Genomic DNA, 15987 nt, shown 5'->3' with positions numbered 1-15987 from the left:
CGAACCCCGAGCTGGACTGGGGCGCGGCACGCTACTGCTGATGTCCACCGTCGCCGGCCTGTCCGTCGCCGGTAACTACTTCGCCCAGCCGCTGCTGGACCTCATCGGCCGCAATCTCCACCTGTCCTCGTCCACCGCCGCCTTGGTGGTGACCGTCGCCCAGGTCGGCTACGGCCTGGGCCTGCTGCTCCTCGTCCCCCTGGGCGACCTGCTGGAACGGCGCCGGCTCGCAGTCACCCTGTGCGCGCTCACCGCCGTCTTCCTCACCGTGACGGCGAGCGCCCCCAACGCCGCCGTCCTGCTGACGGGCACCGCGCTGACCGGCCTGACCTCCGCTGCCGCGCAGGTCATCACCCCGTTCGCCGCAACCCTGGCCGCCCCCGCCGAACGCGGCCGCACCGTCGGCACCGTGATGACCGGAATCCTTCTGGGCATCCTCCTCGCCCGTACTGCCGCCGGGCTGCTGGCCGAACTCGGCGGCTGGCGCACCGTCTACTGGGTCAACGCCGCACTGATGCTCCTGATGGCCGTACTGCTGCGGCTCCGGCTGCCCAGCCTGCGCACGCCGTCCGGACTCCGCTATCCCGCCCTGCTCGGCTCGACGCTGGGGCTCTTCGCCCGCGAGCCGGTCCTGCGGTGGCGGGCCGCGCTGGGGGCGCTGGCCTTCGCGGGCTTCTCCGTCCTGTGGACCGCCATGGCCTTCCTGATGTCCGGCCCGGCCTACGGCTGGCAGGAGTCGGCCATCGGACTGCTGGGACTGGTCGGGGCGGCCGGTTCGCTGTCGGCGTCGATAGCGGGACGGCTGGCGGACCGCGGGCTGGTGCACCGGGTGACGGGCGCGACGGCCGTTCTGCTCCTGGGATCGTGGGGGCTGTTGTCGGCCGGCGGCGCGGGCGGAGCGTGGTCGCTGGCGGCGCTGCTGGCCGGGGTCGTCGTCCTGGACCTGGCCGCGCAGGGGCTCCACGTCAGCAACCAGAACGTGGTGTACGGGGTGCGGCCCGAGGCCCGTAACCGCCTCAACTCGGCCTATATGACCAGCTACTTCGCAGGCGGCGCGGCGGGGTCGGCGCTGACGTCGGTGGTGTGGGGGGCCGGAGGCTGGGACGCGGTGTGCGTCCTGGGCGCCGGGCTGGCGGGGGCCGTTGTGGTGGTGTGGGTCGGCGAGCGGGTGTGGAGGCGCGCCGGGCGCCCGTTGACCGACGGAGGCGCGGAGGGGCCACCTGCGGCGGCCCCGGTGGCCGCCGGTAACCCGATCACCAGGCATTGACCTCGCCCCAGACGGTGTACCCCTTGCCCGTCCGCAGCCACCCCCACCGCTTCGTCAGTGCCTCAACGATCAACAGCCCGCGCCCGCACTCCTCGTCCGGCTCTGCCTGAACGGCCGCCTCACCCCGACCCTCATCCGTCACCCTGACCCCGGCCGTCCGGCCGTCGTCGGATCGCGTCAACTCCACGACGATGAACCGGCTCACGGTGTGCTCCAGCGCATTGGCCACCAGCTCTCCCGCGACCGCCTCCAGCACCTCCGCCGCCTCCGCGGGCAACCCCCACGCCCGTGCCATCTCCCGCACGAACCGCCGCGCGACGCCCCCGGAGGCGAGGTCGTCCCCGGGAACGGACAGCACGCTCCCCCTTCCTGTATCGCCCTCGCCCTCGCGCTCATCGTCGCCGTCCACCGGGGCGAGCCGAACCCCCCGGCTCTCGGCAATGAGCAACGCGTCATCCAACGCATCCGCCAACTGCGCGGCCAGCAGCCCGAACCCCGACCGCGTCCCCGGGCCTCCCTCCGCCAACACCCCTCGCGCTTGGCCCAACAGGCGCCCGGCGAGCCCAAGTTGCGTGGCCTCGATCCGATCGGCAATGCGGGACACCGGACCGCTCCCGTCCGTCGAGACGTACGCGGGCCGACCGCCCGCACACGTCCGCGGCAGCAAACGCATCCCCGGGTCGTCGCTGTTCACCGCGCCACCTCCAGTCCCCGCAGGCGCCGCGCCCGCCACTCGTCGCGGGTGAGGAGGTAGAGCCGCACCAACGGCGTCGCCCACCCATCGAGGGGCACGTCACTGGCGTACGGACCCGGGCGCCGACCGGGCGGCTCGCCTACGGCGCGGGGCGAGAGGCCCCCGTGGACTGCGCGGACCGAACGGGTCGGATAGGCCGACGGTTTGGGCGCGGCGCGGTGCCGACCGCATGGCGCGAAGAGCGCGCGGAGACGGGCGCGGGTGCGGCGAATGACATGGATCATGCCCTCAACTCCCTTACTGGCGTTGGGCATTCGAGTGCGTACATGTGCGCCAAGCGGTACGTACGCGCCGGTGGCCTACCTCCCTGGGCGCGGGCACACCCGCCCCAGGGCAGGCGGGCATGCTCGCGCGGTGCGCTTCCGGCAGTTGCGGTGTGTGGCTTGCGCGTTACTTGAAGCTAACGACCCGACGGACAAAGCGCCACCTAGTCAGTGACAATTGCCACCATCGAGTTGGACTGGTGACGAGCCGTCACGGCACACTGACCCCGTCCCGATCCAGAGAGGACGGCATGGCGACGCGACGCACCCCCACCGAGCGGCAGAAACGCCTGGGAGCCGAACTGCGCAAGCTCAGGGTGGCCGCAGAGGTCAGCACTGACTACGCGGCCGGACTGCTGGGCTTGGACCGGACGAAGATCTCGAACATGGAGTCCGGGATCCGTGTCATCTCCCCTGAACGGCTGCGCACCCTGGCCTGCAACTACGCGTGCGCAGACAGCACTTACATCGATGCCTTGGCGGCAATGGCGGCGAACCAGGAACGCGGCTGGTGGGAGGAGTACCGGGGCACACTCCCGCTCGGACTTCTCGACATCGCCGAGCTCGAATGGCACGCGAAGCGACTGCTCACAGCCCAGACGGTGCACGTACCCGGCCTGTTGCACACCGAAGATTACGCGCGGGCGGTGTTCGGCGCGGTGCTCCCGCCGCTGTCGCGCCTGGAGATCGAGCTTCGCGTGAACCACAGAATGGAGCGGCAACGCATCCTCGACGAGCAGATCGCTCGGCCCTACGTGGGGTACGTCCATGAAGCTGCCCTGCGCATGCACTTCGGCGGTCGGCAGGTCGCCCGAGCACAGCTCGACCATCTCTGCGCCGTGTCGGAACGTGAGCACATCTCGTTGCGGGTGATCCCTGTCGAATGCGGCGTGTTTCCAGGTGCAGGTCACGCGCTGCTCTATGCCGAAGGCCCCGTCCCCAGACTGGACACGGTCCAATTGGACTCAGCGCACGGGCCGGAGTTCACCCACGCCGAGGCCCAGCTCGCCAAGTACCGAGACCACCTCGCTTGGATGGCGGAGAACGCCCTTACTCCCGAGAAGTCACGGGACTTCATTCACGCCATCGCGCGCCAACTCTAGGAGACCGGATGCCCGACATCACCTGGGAAGACCCGTACTGCGGCGAAGGCAACAACTGCTTCCGCCTCGGAACCGACGCCGCAGGCAACGCCTACATCGCCGTCGACGGCAACGAAGACCGCTACCTCACCGACTCCATAGAAGCCCTCCGCACCCTGATCCGCGACGTAAAGGCGGGCAAGGCGGACCACCTGCTGTAAGCCCGTGAGAAGGGGCCGGGGTGGACAATGACCGCCCCGGCCCGTCAGCCGGTCTGCGTCTTCTCCGCCGCCACCACCGCATCGCGATACGCCCGAGCCGCTGCCCGCAGCGCCGCCTCCGGGTCAATGCCGTCCCGCTCGCCCGTACCGCCAGGGCCAGGAGTTCGTAGCCGACCGTCGGCAGGGGGACGTCCACGTGCGGACCCTCGAGCCGAGCTCGGCCGCCAGGGCCAGGCCCGGCTGGCTCAGGGGGACGCCCTCCGTCACGGACTCCCGCTGCTTCTCCTCCGCCTTCGTGCGCATCCAGGCGCCTTGACGTCTTGGCCAGCGCTTGCGCGATCTGCTGCTGCCCCTGCGGCCGGCCGCGGCCAGCGCCCAGGTGCTTTGCGAGCCCGTCCAGCAGCAGCTGATTACGCACCATGGAATCGATCTCGTCGGACGCAATGCCCTGCTGGAGCCACATCGCCGCCAGCCGCTCCGCGCCGCCGGCCGGTGTTCATGATCAGCTGCGCGCCCTGCAGGGACCTGCCCTGCGCCGCGCGCACATCCTTCACCTTCGCCTGCAGCTGCGCGACGGTGATCCGCTTCCCATTCACAACGGCGGCGGCACCAGAGTGGGTACCGCTGCCGCAGGCGGCCAGCAGCGGGCTCGCGGCCAGCAGGGCGGCGGTGACGGAGACGGAGAGGGCTGCCCGACAACGGAACGCTTGGCCTCCCGGCAGATCGTGCGACGGAGTCTCGACCTTGCGTGATCGAGACCGATGCCAAGGAGTCGGTGTGGCCTGGGCCGCACCTTCGGCAAACGATCTGGTGGTGGCGATTCCGTTGCGTTGGTGGGTAACGGCGCCCAGGGTGCCTTGGCCATTCCGGCTACCCGCGCTGGGCGGTGCGGGACCTCACACCGCCCAGGTCGCTCGGGGGTCAGAAGGGCGGCCACCACGAGCGAAGAGCCAGATAGACCGTCGGTATGACAAAAAGAATCGCCAGCGCCAGGATGGCCAGCCGCATGCGCCCCTTGCGCAACGCCAAGATCGACAAGCCCGCAGAAAGAACGAAGGTGAGGGAGAGCACGAAGACTCTCGGATTCCGCCAGCCTTCACTCCGCACGAACTCAATCATACCGAACACTGCCAACCCGCAGGAGCCGACAGCTATGCGACGGAGCTTCGACAGCTTGCCCGCGTCTGATCGCTCAACGCTCACCGACATGCATCCTTTTCGCGTCACGCCACGGCATTGTCATAGCTCCTCCCCGGCACGGGGAATTTCTTGACCTTTGATTCCATGGAGGCAGATTCTCGACCACACTCCGCGGTGCCCAACTTGGCAAGCACAAGGCCGTGATCAATTGCGTCAATGATGTGCTTGTACTTCTCGATCGCCTTAAGAGCTCGGTTCGCCACCACGGCGGCTGCCACGATGGGACCTATTATCGTCGATGACGTTTCCACTCCGGCGAGAGCTGCAATGCCCGCTTCAAGCGCCCAATCGAGAACCATACTCAAAGCGGTCTTCGCGAAGTCAGAAATCCCGAAGACGATGTACGCAATCATCTCATAGTTCTCCTTCAAGGAATCGAACGACTCCGCGGCGGAATTCAAGAGATCGGCAATCTCTTCAAAGTAAACGAAGGCCGCGTCTGCCGCATTACCCGTCCAGGTCACCGCTATCTGAGAAGTTCCATGGTAGATGTTAGCGGCCACCGAACGACAAAAACTCGCAAGGTTGCCCCAAAGTTCCCCACATTTCAGATAACCCTCCCAATCCCCACCAATCTGTGTAGCGACCCAACCAATAGGGTCGAAATTGAAGAACAACTTCAAACCCTCCGTGGCGATTGCCGACGGACTGAGCAAGTCGAGAGGCACCCCGAGAGACTTGAAACCCCCGTTGAACTGCCATTCCTCTACATGCCCCTCTGCCCAGTTTTGCGCTTTTGCGATGAGATCAGGGGAAAGAAAGCTAGGATCCGCCTCCAGGAGCTTCAACTTGCCCCGTGCATCATTCGCATCCCGGAAGTCTCCGGAGCCCCCGGAAGCGAGGTCAGCGTCCGGCGTCCGGCGCTTCGATTGGGGGTACGTGGAATCGATCTTGCTTGCTTGTTCCCGGTCCGTGTCCCGGTAGTACTTGGCCGATCTTTTGAGTTCCGCGCCAGAGGCGTCCAGGATCTCCGAAACCTTGCGCAGAAACCTTTTGACATCCTGAACGTTCTGCGTGTGATTTCCATACAGCTCCTCCCAGATTGCACCGACCGCCCCTTGGGTGACCTGGAAGCCATCCTCGTTCGCCTGGTTGCCAATGTAGGAAATTCCTGCGTGCATGTCTTCTGCAGCCCGGTCAATCAGCTTGGCAAAGCCTGCGATGTCCGCAGGATCCACTGTGAAGCTCATGGCTATGCCTTCCCCCGTTTTCCCTCGCTTTGCCACCGATTAAAATCTCCTCGGTGGCCCTACCTCGGCAGCGCAACCCGCCGCAGCGCCATGATCTATTCTCCGTGCGAATAAATCCACCAGCGCACTGTCTGCCATTTCTAATACATCGACCAAGAGCCACCATCGTGACGCGCCTTGGTGCTGCGCGTGGGGGTTTCCCGCGATCCCCGTTCAGCCTCGTCGATCTCTTTACGCTGCTCCTCGATGAACTTTTCGCCAGCATCCACCAGCCGATCTCTATCCTTTTCGGATATCGAGTCCCAGTCCTTTTTGAAATCCTGGAACCTCTCGACCATCTGATCCGAGTACGCGGGAATATTTACCGCTTCACGCAGGCCGACGCGCCCAGAGAGAACCTCGTGCGCCATCTCTTTCAAGACGCCTCCGGCACACCCTTGGGCGATCTGCTCCAGGCTCTTGCGCATGACCCGGGCCGCGGCCGGATCTTTGGTTATTTCCAAGAATTCCGACTCGTCTACCTGCTTCGATTGATCGTCCGCCATGAGCCCTCCCGTAATGGCCTTGAAAGTCCGAGCCGCCCTGCGGCCGACGGGAAATCGTTATCCTGCATCCCAGGCAAGTTGATCTTACAGGAACCTCGTCGTCGCTCGTTCAGCCGGGGATTCAATCACGCCAATTTTCCCGGAGATATCGATGACTCCGACCACTTCGCCGAGGCCAATAATGGCAGCAAATTCCGACATCGTGACCATATCCCGTGACTGCGCCTTCAGTGCGGCCTTTGTAAGGCCGATGGCCCGATTTCCGGGCACGGTCCGGCGGGTGATGAGGTTCCTCACCCCTATACCTTCCCCAGCCGATGCAGCATCCGCCGGACCTCCCCTGGGAAGGCATGGTGCAGTCCGTACCGCCGCTCCGCCGCCCACGCACGGGCGGCCTTGACCAACTCCCGGTCCATGCCGCGCACATCCGTGTCCCTCACATGCACCCTCAGTAGCAGCTCCATGGGCAGCGGCCCGTCGAGCCCGCAGCGGGCGAGGTCAAGGGCGGCCCGTACCAGGGCGTGACCGCTGAGGTGCCGGTCGCGTCGGCGAGGAGCCCGCTGGACGACGGTGCCCTGGGTGTTGCCGGAGAGGGTGTTGGCCACGTCGATGCGCGGCGGCCGCCGTGGACCGACAGCAGGTCCGTCGCCGACGGTAACTCGGCCAGTACGGAAAGGAGTGCAACGTCAGCCTGGAGATGGTGCATGAGCAGGTCACGCACCAGGCTCTCCACCGATTCAGGCGTGACAGCTCGGTACCGGAGGGCAACTCGGCCTCCAGCCGCCCCATTGCTGCTTCCGGGCCGTGGGTCGCCCCGGCTGCTGGCTTCACTAGGCGCAGCCGCACCTCGGCCCAAGCCTCCGTGCCCACGACCTCGACCAGAGCCCTCGCCGCCAGTCGAGCTTCCGTGACTCCCGTTCCACCCGCGCCCCCTTCGCGCCAGCTCACCCCACGGTGCTAACCGGCTGCGCCCTCCGCCGCTATCACCGCATCGCGATACGCCCGAGCCGCCGCCCGCAGTGCCGCCTCCGGGTCGACGCCTTCCGCCTCGGCCCGTACGGCCATCGCCAGCAGCTCGTAGCCGATGCCCTCGCCCGCCGGCAGCGCCACCTCGAGCCCCGCCGTCCGCACCCGCGACGCCAGCTTGGCGGCCAGGGCCAGCCCGGGCTGGCCCAGCGGGACACCCTCGGTCACCGACTCCCGCTGCTTCTCCTCGGCCTTCGTGCGCAGCCAGTGCGCCTTGACATCCTCGGGGGTCTCGGCGGATTCGTCCCCGAAGACGTGCGGGTGGCGATGGAGGAGCTTTTCGACGATCGTGCCCGCGACGTCGTCGATGGCGAACGGCTCGTCCGGGTCGTCCTGGGCGATCCGGGCGTGGAAGACGACCTGGAGGAGCACGTCCCCCAGCTCCTCGCGCAGCTCCTCCCGGTCGCCCGCCTCGATGGCCTCGACCATTTCGTACGCCTCCTCCAGGCCGTACTTGGCGAGGTCCTGGTGCGTACGGATGCTGCTCCACGGGCATTCGGCGCGGATCCGGTCCATCACCTGGACGAGGTCGAGCAGCCGGGCACCGGGCAGGTCGTACGAACCGGGCAGCAGCTCCAGATCCGGCATGGTCTCGCGGCCGGAACCGGCCAGCCGGGCCAGGCCGTCGGTCAGCGCGCTCTCGCCGTCCGCGGAGGTGATGACGACGGCCGTCCGGGACGCGGCGACGCAGTAGTCGACGAGCTCCCGCGCCGAGAGGGACTCCTGGGCCACCTCGATGCCGGCCTCCCGCAGATACGGCAGCTGCGGATGGTGCGGGTCCGCGCACAGCACGCGGTCCGCCGTGCGCAGGAGCTGCCACGCGGGCCAGGACAGCAGTCCGGGGGCGACGCGGTGGCTGGTGGTGAGCAGGACCAGGCGGCCGGTGCCGGTGCCCTCGGGGCGGGCATCGGCGCCGGTGTCGGCGGCAGAGGCGTCAGCGTTCACGTATCGAACGTAACCCACCGCACCGACAACGCCCGGCGCCGGTAAGGGGCCGGCCGCTCAGATCTGCTGCCGCCCCGGCCGGGCGGTGATCCACGGCTCCTTGGTCTCGCCCAGGATGACCTGCTTGTCGTCCCACTTACCGAACCGCGGATTGACGTCGATCCCCATGGACCGGGAGGTCCTGGACAGCTCCCGGGCGAGCTGCTGCTGGCCCTGCGGCCGGCCGCGATCCGCGCCGAGGTGCTTGGCCACCCCGTCCAACAGCAGCTGATTGCGCACCATCGCGTCGATCTCGTCGGGCGCGATGCCCTGCTGGAGCCACATCGTCTTCAGCCGCTCGGCGCCGCCCGCCCGGCGCTCGGCCGCGGTCCGCCACTTCTGGATGGCGCCGCGGGTGACCGTGACCCCCGCCTCCTTGCCGCTGCGCGCCAGCACCTCGTCGAAGACCATGCCGTTGAGGGTGGCCAGGCTCAACCGACCGGTGTTCATGATCATCTGGGCGCCCTGCGGAGATTTGCCCTGCGCCTGGCGCACATCCTTCACCTTCGCCTGCAGCTGCGCGACGGTGATCCGCTTCCCTCCCACGACGGCCGCGGCACCGGGGTGCGCGCCGCTGCCGCAGGCGGCCAGCAGTGGGGTCGCGGCCAGCAGGGCGGCGGTGGCGGATACGGAGAGCGCTGTCCTACGGCGGAACACTTGGCCTCCCGGCAGATCGTGCGACGGAGTCTCGACCTTGCGTGATCGAGACCGATGCTAAGGAGTCGGCGTGGCCTGGGCCACTGCTTCGGCCAACGATCTGGTGTGGTGGCGGTTCCGCCCCTCTGGTGGCGGGCGCCGAACGACCCCGGCCGGCCTGTCCGCCCGGCATGGGCGGAGCGGCACGTCGGGGCCTGACCTACCGGCCTGTCACAGCCATTTGGTGACTGCGAGGACGATGACCGCCACGAGACCACCGACCCCGCCGAGAGCCGCGAAACCCAGAGCGATCTTCACGCTGGCGGGCTGGGCTTCCCGCCAGCCCAGCTCCTCTGTCACGCCCCGGATCAGGCGGTGGCCCTCGGCGGACGAGAAGGTGTACTGCTCCGAGCCGTCCACGGTGCGGTGCGAAGACACGGACACGGTCCGGCCCACGAACGCCGTCGCCCCCAGTCGCACTTCGCCCGGGCCCGCCCCGTACTCGACGGTGCGGACGACGTCCGTCAGCGTGTAGACCTTCTTCTGTGGACGCAGCGCGACGCGGTACGTGTGCACCTGGCCGACCCGATGACGGGTCAACAGCTCCTGCCACTGCGGGACGTCGACATCCACGGTCAGGTCGAATCCCCGCTCCGTCCGGCACATCCGATACGGCGTGCCCGCGGCGACGGCCTGGATGCCGGCGTACAACTCGTCGGCAGAACGTGCGCTGCTGATCTCTGTCATGGGCATGCACAGTAACAGTGCGACACGGGTCTCCTCAGGGTGCGTCTCCGGTGAAACGGCTGGTCAACCGTGGCGGGGTGAGTTTTTTTGGGCTTTGTCCGGAGGGGTGGGGTGTGCCTCTCACCCCTGCATCTGCCCCAGCCACTGCAGCATCCGCCGAACCTCTCCGGGAAACGCATGGTGCGGGCCGTGCAGTCGTTCCGCGTCGTAGAGGAGTCTGGCGAGGCATTCCTGGGCGGCGCCGTGTTCGCCCTGGGCCAGGAGCAGCTGGCCTATGGAGCGGCGGATCTCCAGGGGGCGGGCGGGGTCGTCGGGGTAGCGCTCGAAGTACGGGAGGAGGGCGCGGTATTCCTCCAGGGCCTGGGCCACCTCGCCGAGTTGTTCCAGGCACTGGGCGGCCTCGTAGTGGAACTGGAGGGACTGGCGGGCGGCGGCCGGGCCGGCCTCCTTGCCGAACTCCTCGGCCAGTCGGCGGATTTCGGGCAGGGCGCGGCGGTACTGGCCGTCGTCCATGAGGGTGGCGGCGTACTGCTTGCGCAGGGTGCGGACCACCGGGGAGTGGTGGCCGTGCCGGGCGGCGGCGGCCGGCAGGAGGCTGCCGAGGATGTCCACGGCGCGGGTGATCCGGCCCTGGTCGAGGAGGCCTTTGACCTCGTCGACGGCGGCGGCGACGTCCGGTCCGGAGGATGCAGAGGAGTCGGCGGAGGCCGATGCGGGCGCCGAGGACGCGGAGGGCGAGGGGAGCGCGGAGGACGAGGGGAGCGCGGACGCCCCGGACGGCGGGCCCGTGCGGTGGGCCGCGGCGAGGGAGGTGCGGGGGTCGGCGACCGCGGGTTCCGGCGGGGTGGGCGCGGCGGCCGGGGATGCGGTGCGCACCGGCCAGGGGGCGTGCGGACGGCGGAAGGGGCGGGTGGGGTCCATCGGGGCGAGCGGGACGGGCGGGTGCTGGGCGGCGTGCGGTCCGGACTCGGAGGTGGGGAGGAGGGGGACCAGCGCCCCGTAGACCTCCTGGGCGTCGGCGGGGCGGTCCGCCGGGTCCTTGCGCAGCAGCCGGAGCACCAGCGCTTCGAGGGGTTCGGGGACGTCGGGGCGCAGCCGACGCACCGGGACCGGCTCCTCGTACAGGTGGCGGTGGAGTACGCCGAGGGCCGTGGATCCGGCGAACGGGACCTGGCCGCTGAGGAGTTCGTGCAGCAGCACGCCGAGGGCGTAGAGGTCGGTGTGCGGGCCGACGGCGCCGCCCATGGCCTGTTCGGGGGCCATGTAGGCGGGGCTGCCGATGGGCGAGCCGGTGTGGGTGAGGCGGGTGGTGTCGGTGTCCAGGGCGGAGGCGATGCCCAGGTCGAGCACGACCAGGGTGCCGTCCGGCCGGACCATGACGTTGCGGGGCTTGAGGTCGCGGTGGACGATCGGCACCGCGTGGACGGACGCGAGGACGGCGCAGATCTGGGCGGCGGCGCTGACCGCCCAGGGCCAGGGGTACGGGTCGTGCTCGGCGAGGTGGTCGGAGAGGTCGGCGCCCTCGACGTACTGCATCACCAGGAAGAGGTCCTCGCCGTCGCTCCCGGCGTCGTGGACGGTGACCAGTCCGGGGTGGTCGACCTGCGCGGTGACCCGGCACTCGCGGACGAAACGGCGGCGCATCTCCTCACCGTCGGGGGTGCCCGCCACCCGGTCCGGGCGCAGCAGTTTGACGCCGACCCGGCGGTCGAGGCGGCGGTCGTAGCCGATCCAGACCTGACCCATGCCGCCCTGGCCGAGCAGGACCGAGAGTTCGTAGCGTCCGGCGATGACCCGGCCGTTCACTGCCGGCCCTCCTGGCGGAGATAGTCGCTGAGCTCGTCGAGTTCGGCCCGCACCTGGTGGATGCGCTGCGGTCGCGGGCGGTCCTGGGGTGGTGGGGCGGGTGGGGTGTGCGAGACGGGCGGGGTGTGCGGGGCGGGTGCGCCGTAGGGGTTCCGGGCATACGGGTGCGCCTCGTTGGCGTACGGGCGGGTCTCCTGGGCGTGCAGCGGGGCCGGGGCGGGCGGCTGCGGCGGACCGTACGGATGCGGGGCGGGCCCGACGGGCGGCCCGGCCGGGGGGTGGGCGGGGCCGTAACCCTGCGCGTACCCGGGCTCCTGTCCCTGCGCGTACCCGGACCGGCCGGCCGCGCGGATGTCGACGACGAGGTAGTAGGCGACGGCGCCGGCTATCTGGAGCAGCAGCAGCCCCACGCCGGCATTGGTGCGCCAGTCCGTCTCGGGAAAGGAGACGATCAGCACACAGGAGCCGATCATCGCGATCAGGTCGGCGCCGAACAGCCACCAGCCCAGCGGCCGCCGTTGCACGATCGCGGCCCGCAGCATCGCCACCCAGGCCAGCAGGCCCAGACTGCACACCGCGGTGGCCACGAAGATCACACGCAGCAGGACCACCACCCCCGTCGCCGGTGGACGGTGCGGCGGGGAAGCCGGGGCGGGGCCGTGCATTGCTGCTCCTGGTGGATCATCGGTCGCCATCACGAGGGCGGTCGCGGTTTCCGAATACGCGTAGGGACCTGCGAGCGTATAGACGACAGCGCCGCCGCGTGAGGGGTTGCACGGAATGGGCCGGACGATCCGCAGCCCCGTTCCCACCCCGGACGCCGCGGCACCGACGCGACGCCCCGCCGAGAGTGGTGGCGCGACGCCGCCGAGGTGGCGTCACCCCGGTGCGGCATCGCCTCTCTTCACCCCAACTCCCCGCATCCACCGTACAGTTCGGCCGGCGATCAGTCCGGCGCCACCGATCCGTCCGTGAAGCCGTCGTACATCCCCTGGACCAGCTGTTCGCCGAGCCGGGTGGCGAGCCGCAGGGCCTCCTCGAAGGCGGCCAGGTCGCGGAACCGCCCGCCGTAGCGCCGCTGTTCGGTGAGGGGGAGGCGGGGCAGCTGGAGGCGGCGGACGTCGAGCCGGGTGGCGGTGGAGGCGTAGCTGCTGGCCTGGCGGTTGTTGGCCGTGCCGCGCAGGAAGCCGGCGAGGAACCAGGGGTCGAGGGCGGCCGGGTCGGGCCGGAGCAGGGTGAGGTTGCGACCGAGGGCGGCACCGGCGGTGGTGTCGTCGACGACCCGGGCGATCGCGCCGCCGCCGAGGACCGGGACGACCACATCGCCCTCCCGCACCAGGACCGGTTCCTCGACGGGGCCGGTGGGGGTGGCTTCGGGGAGCGTGCCGGAGGGGGCGGTGGCGCCGATGACGTCGTGATCGGTGAGGACCGCCGGGGGCGCTCCCGGGGGTGCAGTGCCCGGGCCGCCGGCGCGCAGCACCAGGGCGCCGGAGCGGGCGAGTTCGCCGACCGTGGTCAGCGGCCAGCGGGCCTGGGGCGGGGCGCCTGCGTCCTGGGGCGAGGGCCGGGGGGTGAGGCGGCTGGTCCGGGCGAGGGTGTCGGTCAACCGGTCGCGGACCTGGGCCAGTTCGGCGGGGCCGCCGGCGGCCGCGGGCGGCGGGAGGTGGCGGGCCGGGGCGAGGTCGACGTCGTCGCCCAGGAGGTCGATGGCGGCCAGCGACCGCCGTACGCCGGGCACTTCCTCGACCCCGCCGTCCCGGTCGAAGGCCCGCCAGGCGTCCACGGCGGTGGCGCGGACGGCGCCCCAGTCGAGCTTGTCGCGGCCGCCGGTGGGAGCCAGGCCCGCGGTGTCGACGACGAGCAGGTGCGGGGCGGGCTGGGTGCTGCCGTCGGGCTTGCGCAGTACCCACAGGTGCAGGGGGACGCCGTTGGGCGGGGCGGCGCCGGCCGGCAGGGCGATGACGGCGCGCAGCGCGCCGCGGCGCAGCAGATCGGCGCGGATGCGGCGGCCGGAGCGGCGGGAGGCGGCGGCGGGCGGCATCAGCAGGACGGCGGTGCCGCCCGCGCGCAACCGGGCCAGCGCGTGCTGCACCCAGGCCAGTTCGGATTCGGTGCGGGCCGGGAAGCCGTACTCCCAGCGGGGGTCGTAGGCCAGCTCGTCATGGCCCCAGTTGCGCTCGTTGAACGGCGGGTGGACCAGGACGGCGTCGGCGGCCAGCTCCGGGAGGGCATCGCTGCGCAGGGTGTCCCCGGCCCGTACCCGGATGGGGGCGCCGGGATGGCCCAGGGCGAGGCGGAGCGCGGTGAGCGCGGCGAGGTCCGGGTCGGCCTCCTGTGCGTACAGGGCGAGGGGGGCCGCGTCCGGCTGCCCGGCGGCGTGCTCGCAGGCGGCGGTCAGCAGCGCGCCGGTACCGCAGGCCGGATCGAGTACGGATCCCAACGAGCCGTCCGCGGCGGCGAGTTCGGCCATCAGGGCGGCCGGCCCCGGCGGGGTGAGGGTGTACTGGCGGGGGTTGGCGTCCAGATGGCGGCCGAGCAGGAAGGCGTACGCCTCGGGGGCGCCGTCCAGGGCCGCGAGGTCGGCGGTGGCGCGCACCAGGGCGGCGGAGGGGGCGAGCGCCTCGCGGGTCAGGCCGTGTACGGGGTGGCCGTCGCCGAGCCGGGCGGCGAGGACGGAGTCGAGCATCGCGGGCAGCACGCCGGTCAGCTCGACGTCGTCGGAGGCGCCGCGCAGCTGCTGCCAGGCGGCGGGCCGGGCGTGGATCAGTAGCAGGACGGCGCCGGCCTGGCGGAGCGCGGCGGCGGCGCCGGCGGGATGCCCGACGAGCTGCTGCCAGACCCGTTCCCGCGGTGGGACCTCGGCGAGCTTGCCCTGCTCGCGAAGCCACCGCTCGATCTCGCGGAGGGCGAAGGCGGGGCTGGACTCCGTGCCGCCGACCGGCTTGGGGAAGTCGGCATGACGGCGGCGCCAGTTGCTGACGGCGGCCCGGCCGACCCCGGCCAGCCGGGCGATGCCGGCGGCGGTCACCTCGGTGGGACGGTCCGCGGGATGGCCGGCGGTGTGAACGCCGACTGCCGGGTCGCCGCTCGACCCTCCGCGACCTGCGGCGTCATCGTCCGTCGCGTTCTCCGTTGGTGCGATGTCCGGCACCTGACTGGCTCCCGTCCCGATGCGTGACCACTGTGTTTGCAGCATACCCACCCCTACCCACCCCACCTCTTCACAGCGTGAATTCTTGTTAATCGTGTACCCGTGTTGACTCGATTCACAGCCTCTGTTGTTATTGACCCATCACTTCAGCGGTCTCGATTCAGCGCCCGGAAGGGGCCACTCCCGCATGTCTCAGCAGATGCACTACCAGCCCGGCCCGCAGGCCCCGGCCCCTCAGGCGGCCCGCAACGGCCTCGGCGTCACCGCCCTGGTCCTCGGCATCATCGGCACACTCAGCGGCATCCCGATGTTCCTGTTCTGGCTCGCCGGGCCGCTCGGCGTCCTGTCCCTGATCTTCGGCCTGGTGGGCATGAGCCGTGCCAAGAAGGGTCAGGCCACCAACAAGGGTGTGGCGGTGACCGGCACGATCCTGGGAGCCCTCGCGATCATCCTGGCGATCGTCGGCGTCATCGTCTCCGTGCTGGTGGTCAAGGGCGCGGTCGACGACGTCAACAAGCAGTACAAGGAGGAGACGGGCAGCAGCGACGTCATCAAGGACCTCGGGGCGGGAGCCGCTGCGAAGTACAACAACGGCCTCCAGGTGACCGTCTCGAAGCCGAGCCCGTACACCGTCGACCCGAACACCCTCGTCGCCGGCCACACCGACGGCAACAAGGCGTACAAGCTCACCGTCACGCTCAAGAACACCGGTGACAAGGACTTCGAGAACCCCCTCATGACGACGAAGGCGGAGGCCGACGGCAAGAACGCCGAGGAGGTCGACGACGACAAGCACGGCGCGCTCCACCACGACTTCGAGAAGGTGCTCAGCCCCGGTGAGTCCTCCCACGTGGAGATGGTCTTCGACGCGCCGCCGTCCACCAAGGAACTCAACATCAAGATCACGCCGGATCTGCTGCTCGACCCCGCGAACTGGAAGCTGGCCCTCTGACCTTCCAGCCCTCCGCCCGTAAGCGCCGTCGGGCCCGCACCCCCCCCCCCCCCCCGGGGGCCCCCCCCCCGGGGGGGGGGGGGCGCCCCAAGGCACCACAAAAAACCCGCGAACACCCCCAGAAACCGGCGGCGGCCCGTGTGGGGGGGCCCCCCCCCGGCCC

16 protein-coding genes and 1 pseudogene are annotated in these 15987 nt (G+C 70.1%); 4 read left to right on the top strand and 13 right to left on the bottom strand.

What is annotated here, in order from left to right:
• The first annotated feature begins 40 nt into the window (after nt 1–40).
• Nucleotides 41–1267, top strand: a complete 1227-nt coding sequence (locus ACGFML_RS32985; RefSeq protein WP_393549319.1) for an MFS transporter — start codon at nt 41–43, stop codon at nt 1265–1267.
• Here the strand turns inward: ACGFML_RS32985 and ACGFML_RS32980 are convergent.
• Nucleotides 1254–1625 carry an ATP-binding protein gene (locus ACGFML_RS32980; RefSeq protein ID WP_393549318.1) on the bottom strand — a complete coding sequence of 124 codons (372 nt, stop codon included), beginning with the start codon at nt 1623–1625 and terminating at the stop codon, nt 1254–1256. The genes ACGFML_RS32985 and ACGFML_RS32980 overlap by 14 nt on opposite strands.
• Before the next feature lie 910 nt (nt 1626–2535).
• On the opposite strand from ACGFML_RS32980, the gene ACGFML_RS32975 reads away from it, so the two are divergent.
• Together ACGFML_RS32975 and ACGFML_RS32970 are read left to right on the top strand one after the other, a co-directional pair.
• On the top strand, nt 2536–3387 hold the full coding sequence (locus ACGFML_RS32975; protein WP_393549317.1) for a helix-turn-helix domain-containing protein: 852 nt from the start codon (nt 2536–2538) through the stop codon (nt 3385–3387).
• 8 nt (nt 3388–3395) lie between these two features.
• Nucleotides 3396–3587, top strand: coding sequence for a hypothetical protein (locus ACGFML_RS32970; RefSeq protein ID WP_393549316.1), 192 nt, complete (start codon nt 3396–3398; stop codon nt 3585–3587).
• Nucleotides 3588–3631: 44 nt separating this feature from the next.
• On the opposite strand, the pseudogene ACGFML_RS32965 reads toward ACGFML_RS32970, so the two are convergent.
• From ACGFML_RS32965 to ACGFML_RS32910, 12 genes and pseudogenes are all read right to left on the bottom strand, one after another.
• Nucleotides 3632–3893 (bottom strand): annotated as a pseudogene (locus ACGFML_RS32965) (nucleoside triphosphate pyrophosphohydrolase); the annotation flags it as partial.
• Between the two features lie 615 nt (nt 3894–4508).
• Nucleotides 4509–4790, bottom strand: coding sequence for a hypothetical protein (locus ACGFML_RS32960; protein ID WP_393549315.1), 282 nt, complete (start codon nt 4788–4790; stop codon nt 4509–4511).
• A gap of 20 nt (nt 4791–4810) precedes the next feature.
• Nucleotides 4811–5977, bottom strand: coding sequence for a WXG100 family type VII secretion target (locus ACGFML_RS32955; protein WP_393549314.1), 1167 nt, complete (start codon nt 5975–5977; stop codon nt 4811–4813).
• Nucleotides 5978–6117: 140 nt separating this feature from the next.
• A complete protein-coding gene (locus ACGFML_RS32950) occupies nt 6118–6522 on the bottom strand; it encodes a hypothetical protein (protein ID WP_393549313.1) in 405 nt (134 codons plus the stop codon).
• An 84-nt stretch (nt 6523–6606) separates the two neighbouring features.
• Nucleotides 6607–6819: a hypothetical protein gene (locus tag ACGFML_RS32945; protein WP_393549312.1), complete on the bottom strand. Its 213-nt coding sequence runs from the start codon at nt 6817–6819 to the stop codon at nt 6607–6609.
• A gap of 2 nt (nt 6820–6821) precedes the next feature.
• Nucleotides 6822–7127 (bottom strand): hypothetical protein, encoded by a 306-nt coding sequence (locus tag ACGFML_RS32940; RefSeq protein WP_393549311.1) that lies wholly within the window; start codon nt 7125–7127, stop codon nt 6822–6824.
• 352 nt (nt 7128–7479) lie between these two features.
• On the bottom strand, nt 7480–8493 hold the full coding sequence (locus ACGFML_RS32935; protein ID WP_393549310.1) for a nucleoside triphosphate pyrophosphohydrolase: 1014 nt from the start codon (nt 8491–8493) through the stop codon (nt 7480–7482).
• A 57-nt stretch (nt 8494–8550) separates the two neighbouring features.
• Nucleotides 8551–9189 carry a SurA N-terminal domain-containing protein gene (locus ACGFML_RS32930; RefSeq protein WP_393549309.1) on the bottom strand — a complete coding sequence of 213 codons (639 nt, stop codon included), beginning with the start codon at nt 9187–9189 and terminating at the stop codon, nt 8551–8553.
• 210 nt (nt 9190–9399) lie between these two features.
• Nucleotides 9400–9915 carry a hypothetical protein gene (locus ACGFML_RS32925; RefSeq protein WP_393549308.1) on the bottom strand — a complete coding sequence of 172 codons (516 nt, stop codon included), beginning with the start codon at nt 9913–9915 and terminating at the stop codon, nt 9400–9402.
• Nucleotides 9916–10035: 120 nt separating this feature from the next.
• Nucleotides 10036–11721 carry a protein kinase gene (locus ACGFML_RS32920; RefSeq protein WP_393549307.1) on the bottom strand — a complete coding sequence of 562 codons (1686 nt, stop codon included), beginning with the start codon at nt 11719–11721 and terminating at the stop codon, nt 10036–10038.
• Nucleotides 11718–12386, bottom strand: coding sequence for a hypothetical protein (locus ACGFML_RS32915; RefSeq protein ID WP_393549306.1), 669 nt, complete (start codon nt 12384–12386; stop codon nt 11718–11720). The genes ACGFML_RS32920 and ACGFML_RS32915 overlap by 4 nt, the downstream gene beginning before the upstream one ends.
• Nucleotides 12387–12667: 281 nt before the next feature.
• On the bottom strand, nt 12668–14749 hold the full coding sequence (locus ACGFML_RS32910; protein ID WP_393549305.1) for an N-6 DNA methylase: 2082 nt from the start codon (nt 14747–14749) through the stop codon (nt 12668–12670).
• Nucleotides 14750–15059: 310 nt separating this feature from the next.
• Here ACGFML_RS32910 and ACGFML_RS32905 point away from each other — a divergent pair, with 310 nt between their 5' ends.
• Nucleotides 15060–15824 (top strand): DUF4190 domain-containing protein, encoded by a 765-nt coding sequence (locus ACGFML_RS32905; protein ID WP_393549304.1) that lies wholly within the window; start codon nt 15060–15062, stop codon nt 15822–15824.
• Nucleotides 15825–15987: the final 163 nt, after the last annotated feature.

Origin of the sequence: Streptomyces sp. NPDC048650 (assembly GCF_043199095.1) — a bacterium.
Classification (GTDB): domain Bacteria; phylum Actinomycetota; class Actinomycetes; order Streptomycetales; family Streptomycetaceae; genus Streptomyces.
The sequence above is the reverse complement of the archived record's forward strand: the minus strand, read 5'-3'. Positions and strand labels throughout refer to the sequence as shown.

Coding starts and splice junctions, on each gene's coding strand:
- ACGFML_RS32985 (WP_393549319.1), top strand. CDS start 41: ATGTCCACCGTCGCCGGCCTGTCCGTCGCCGGTAACTACTTCGCCCAG.
- ACGFML_RS32925 (WP_393549308.1), bottom strand. CDS start 9,915: ATGACAGAGATCAGCAGCGCACGTTCTGCCGACGAGTTGTACGCCGGC.
- ACGFML_RS32905 (WP_393549304.1), top strand. CDS start 15,060: ATGTCTCAGCAGATGCACTACCAGCCCGGCCCGCAGGCCCCGGCCCCT.
- ACGFML_RS32970 (WP_393549316.1), top strand. CDS start 3,396: ATGCCCGACATCACCTGGGAAGACCCGTACTGCGGCGAAGGCAACAAC.
- ACGFML_RS32975 (WP_393549317.1), top strand. CDS start 2,536: ATGGCGACGCGACGCACCCCCACCGAGCGGCAGAAACGCCTGGGAGCC.
- ACGFML_RS32955 (WP_393549314.1), bottom strand. CDS start 5,977: ATGAGCTTCACAGTGGATCCTGCGGACATCGCAGGCTTTGCCAAGCTG.
- ACGFML_RS32950 (WP_393549313.1), bottom strand. CDS start 6,522: ATGGCGGACGATCAATCGAAGCAGGTAGACGAGTCGGAATTCTTGGAA.
- ACGFML_RS32915 (WP_393549306.1), bottom strand. CDS start 12,386: ATGCACGGCCCCGCCCCGGCTTCCCCGCCGCACCGTCCACCGGCGACG.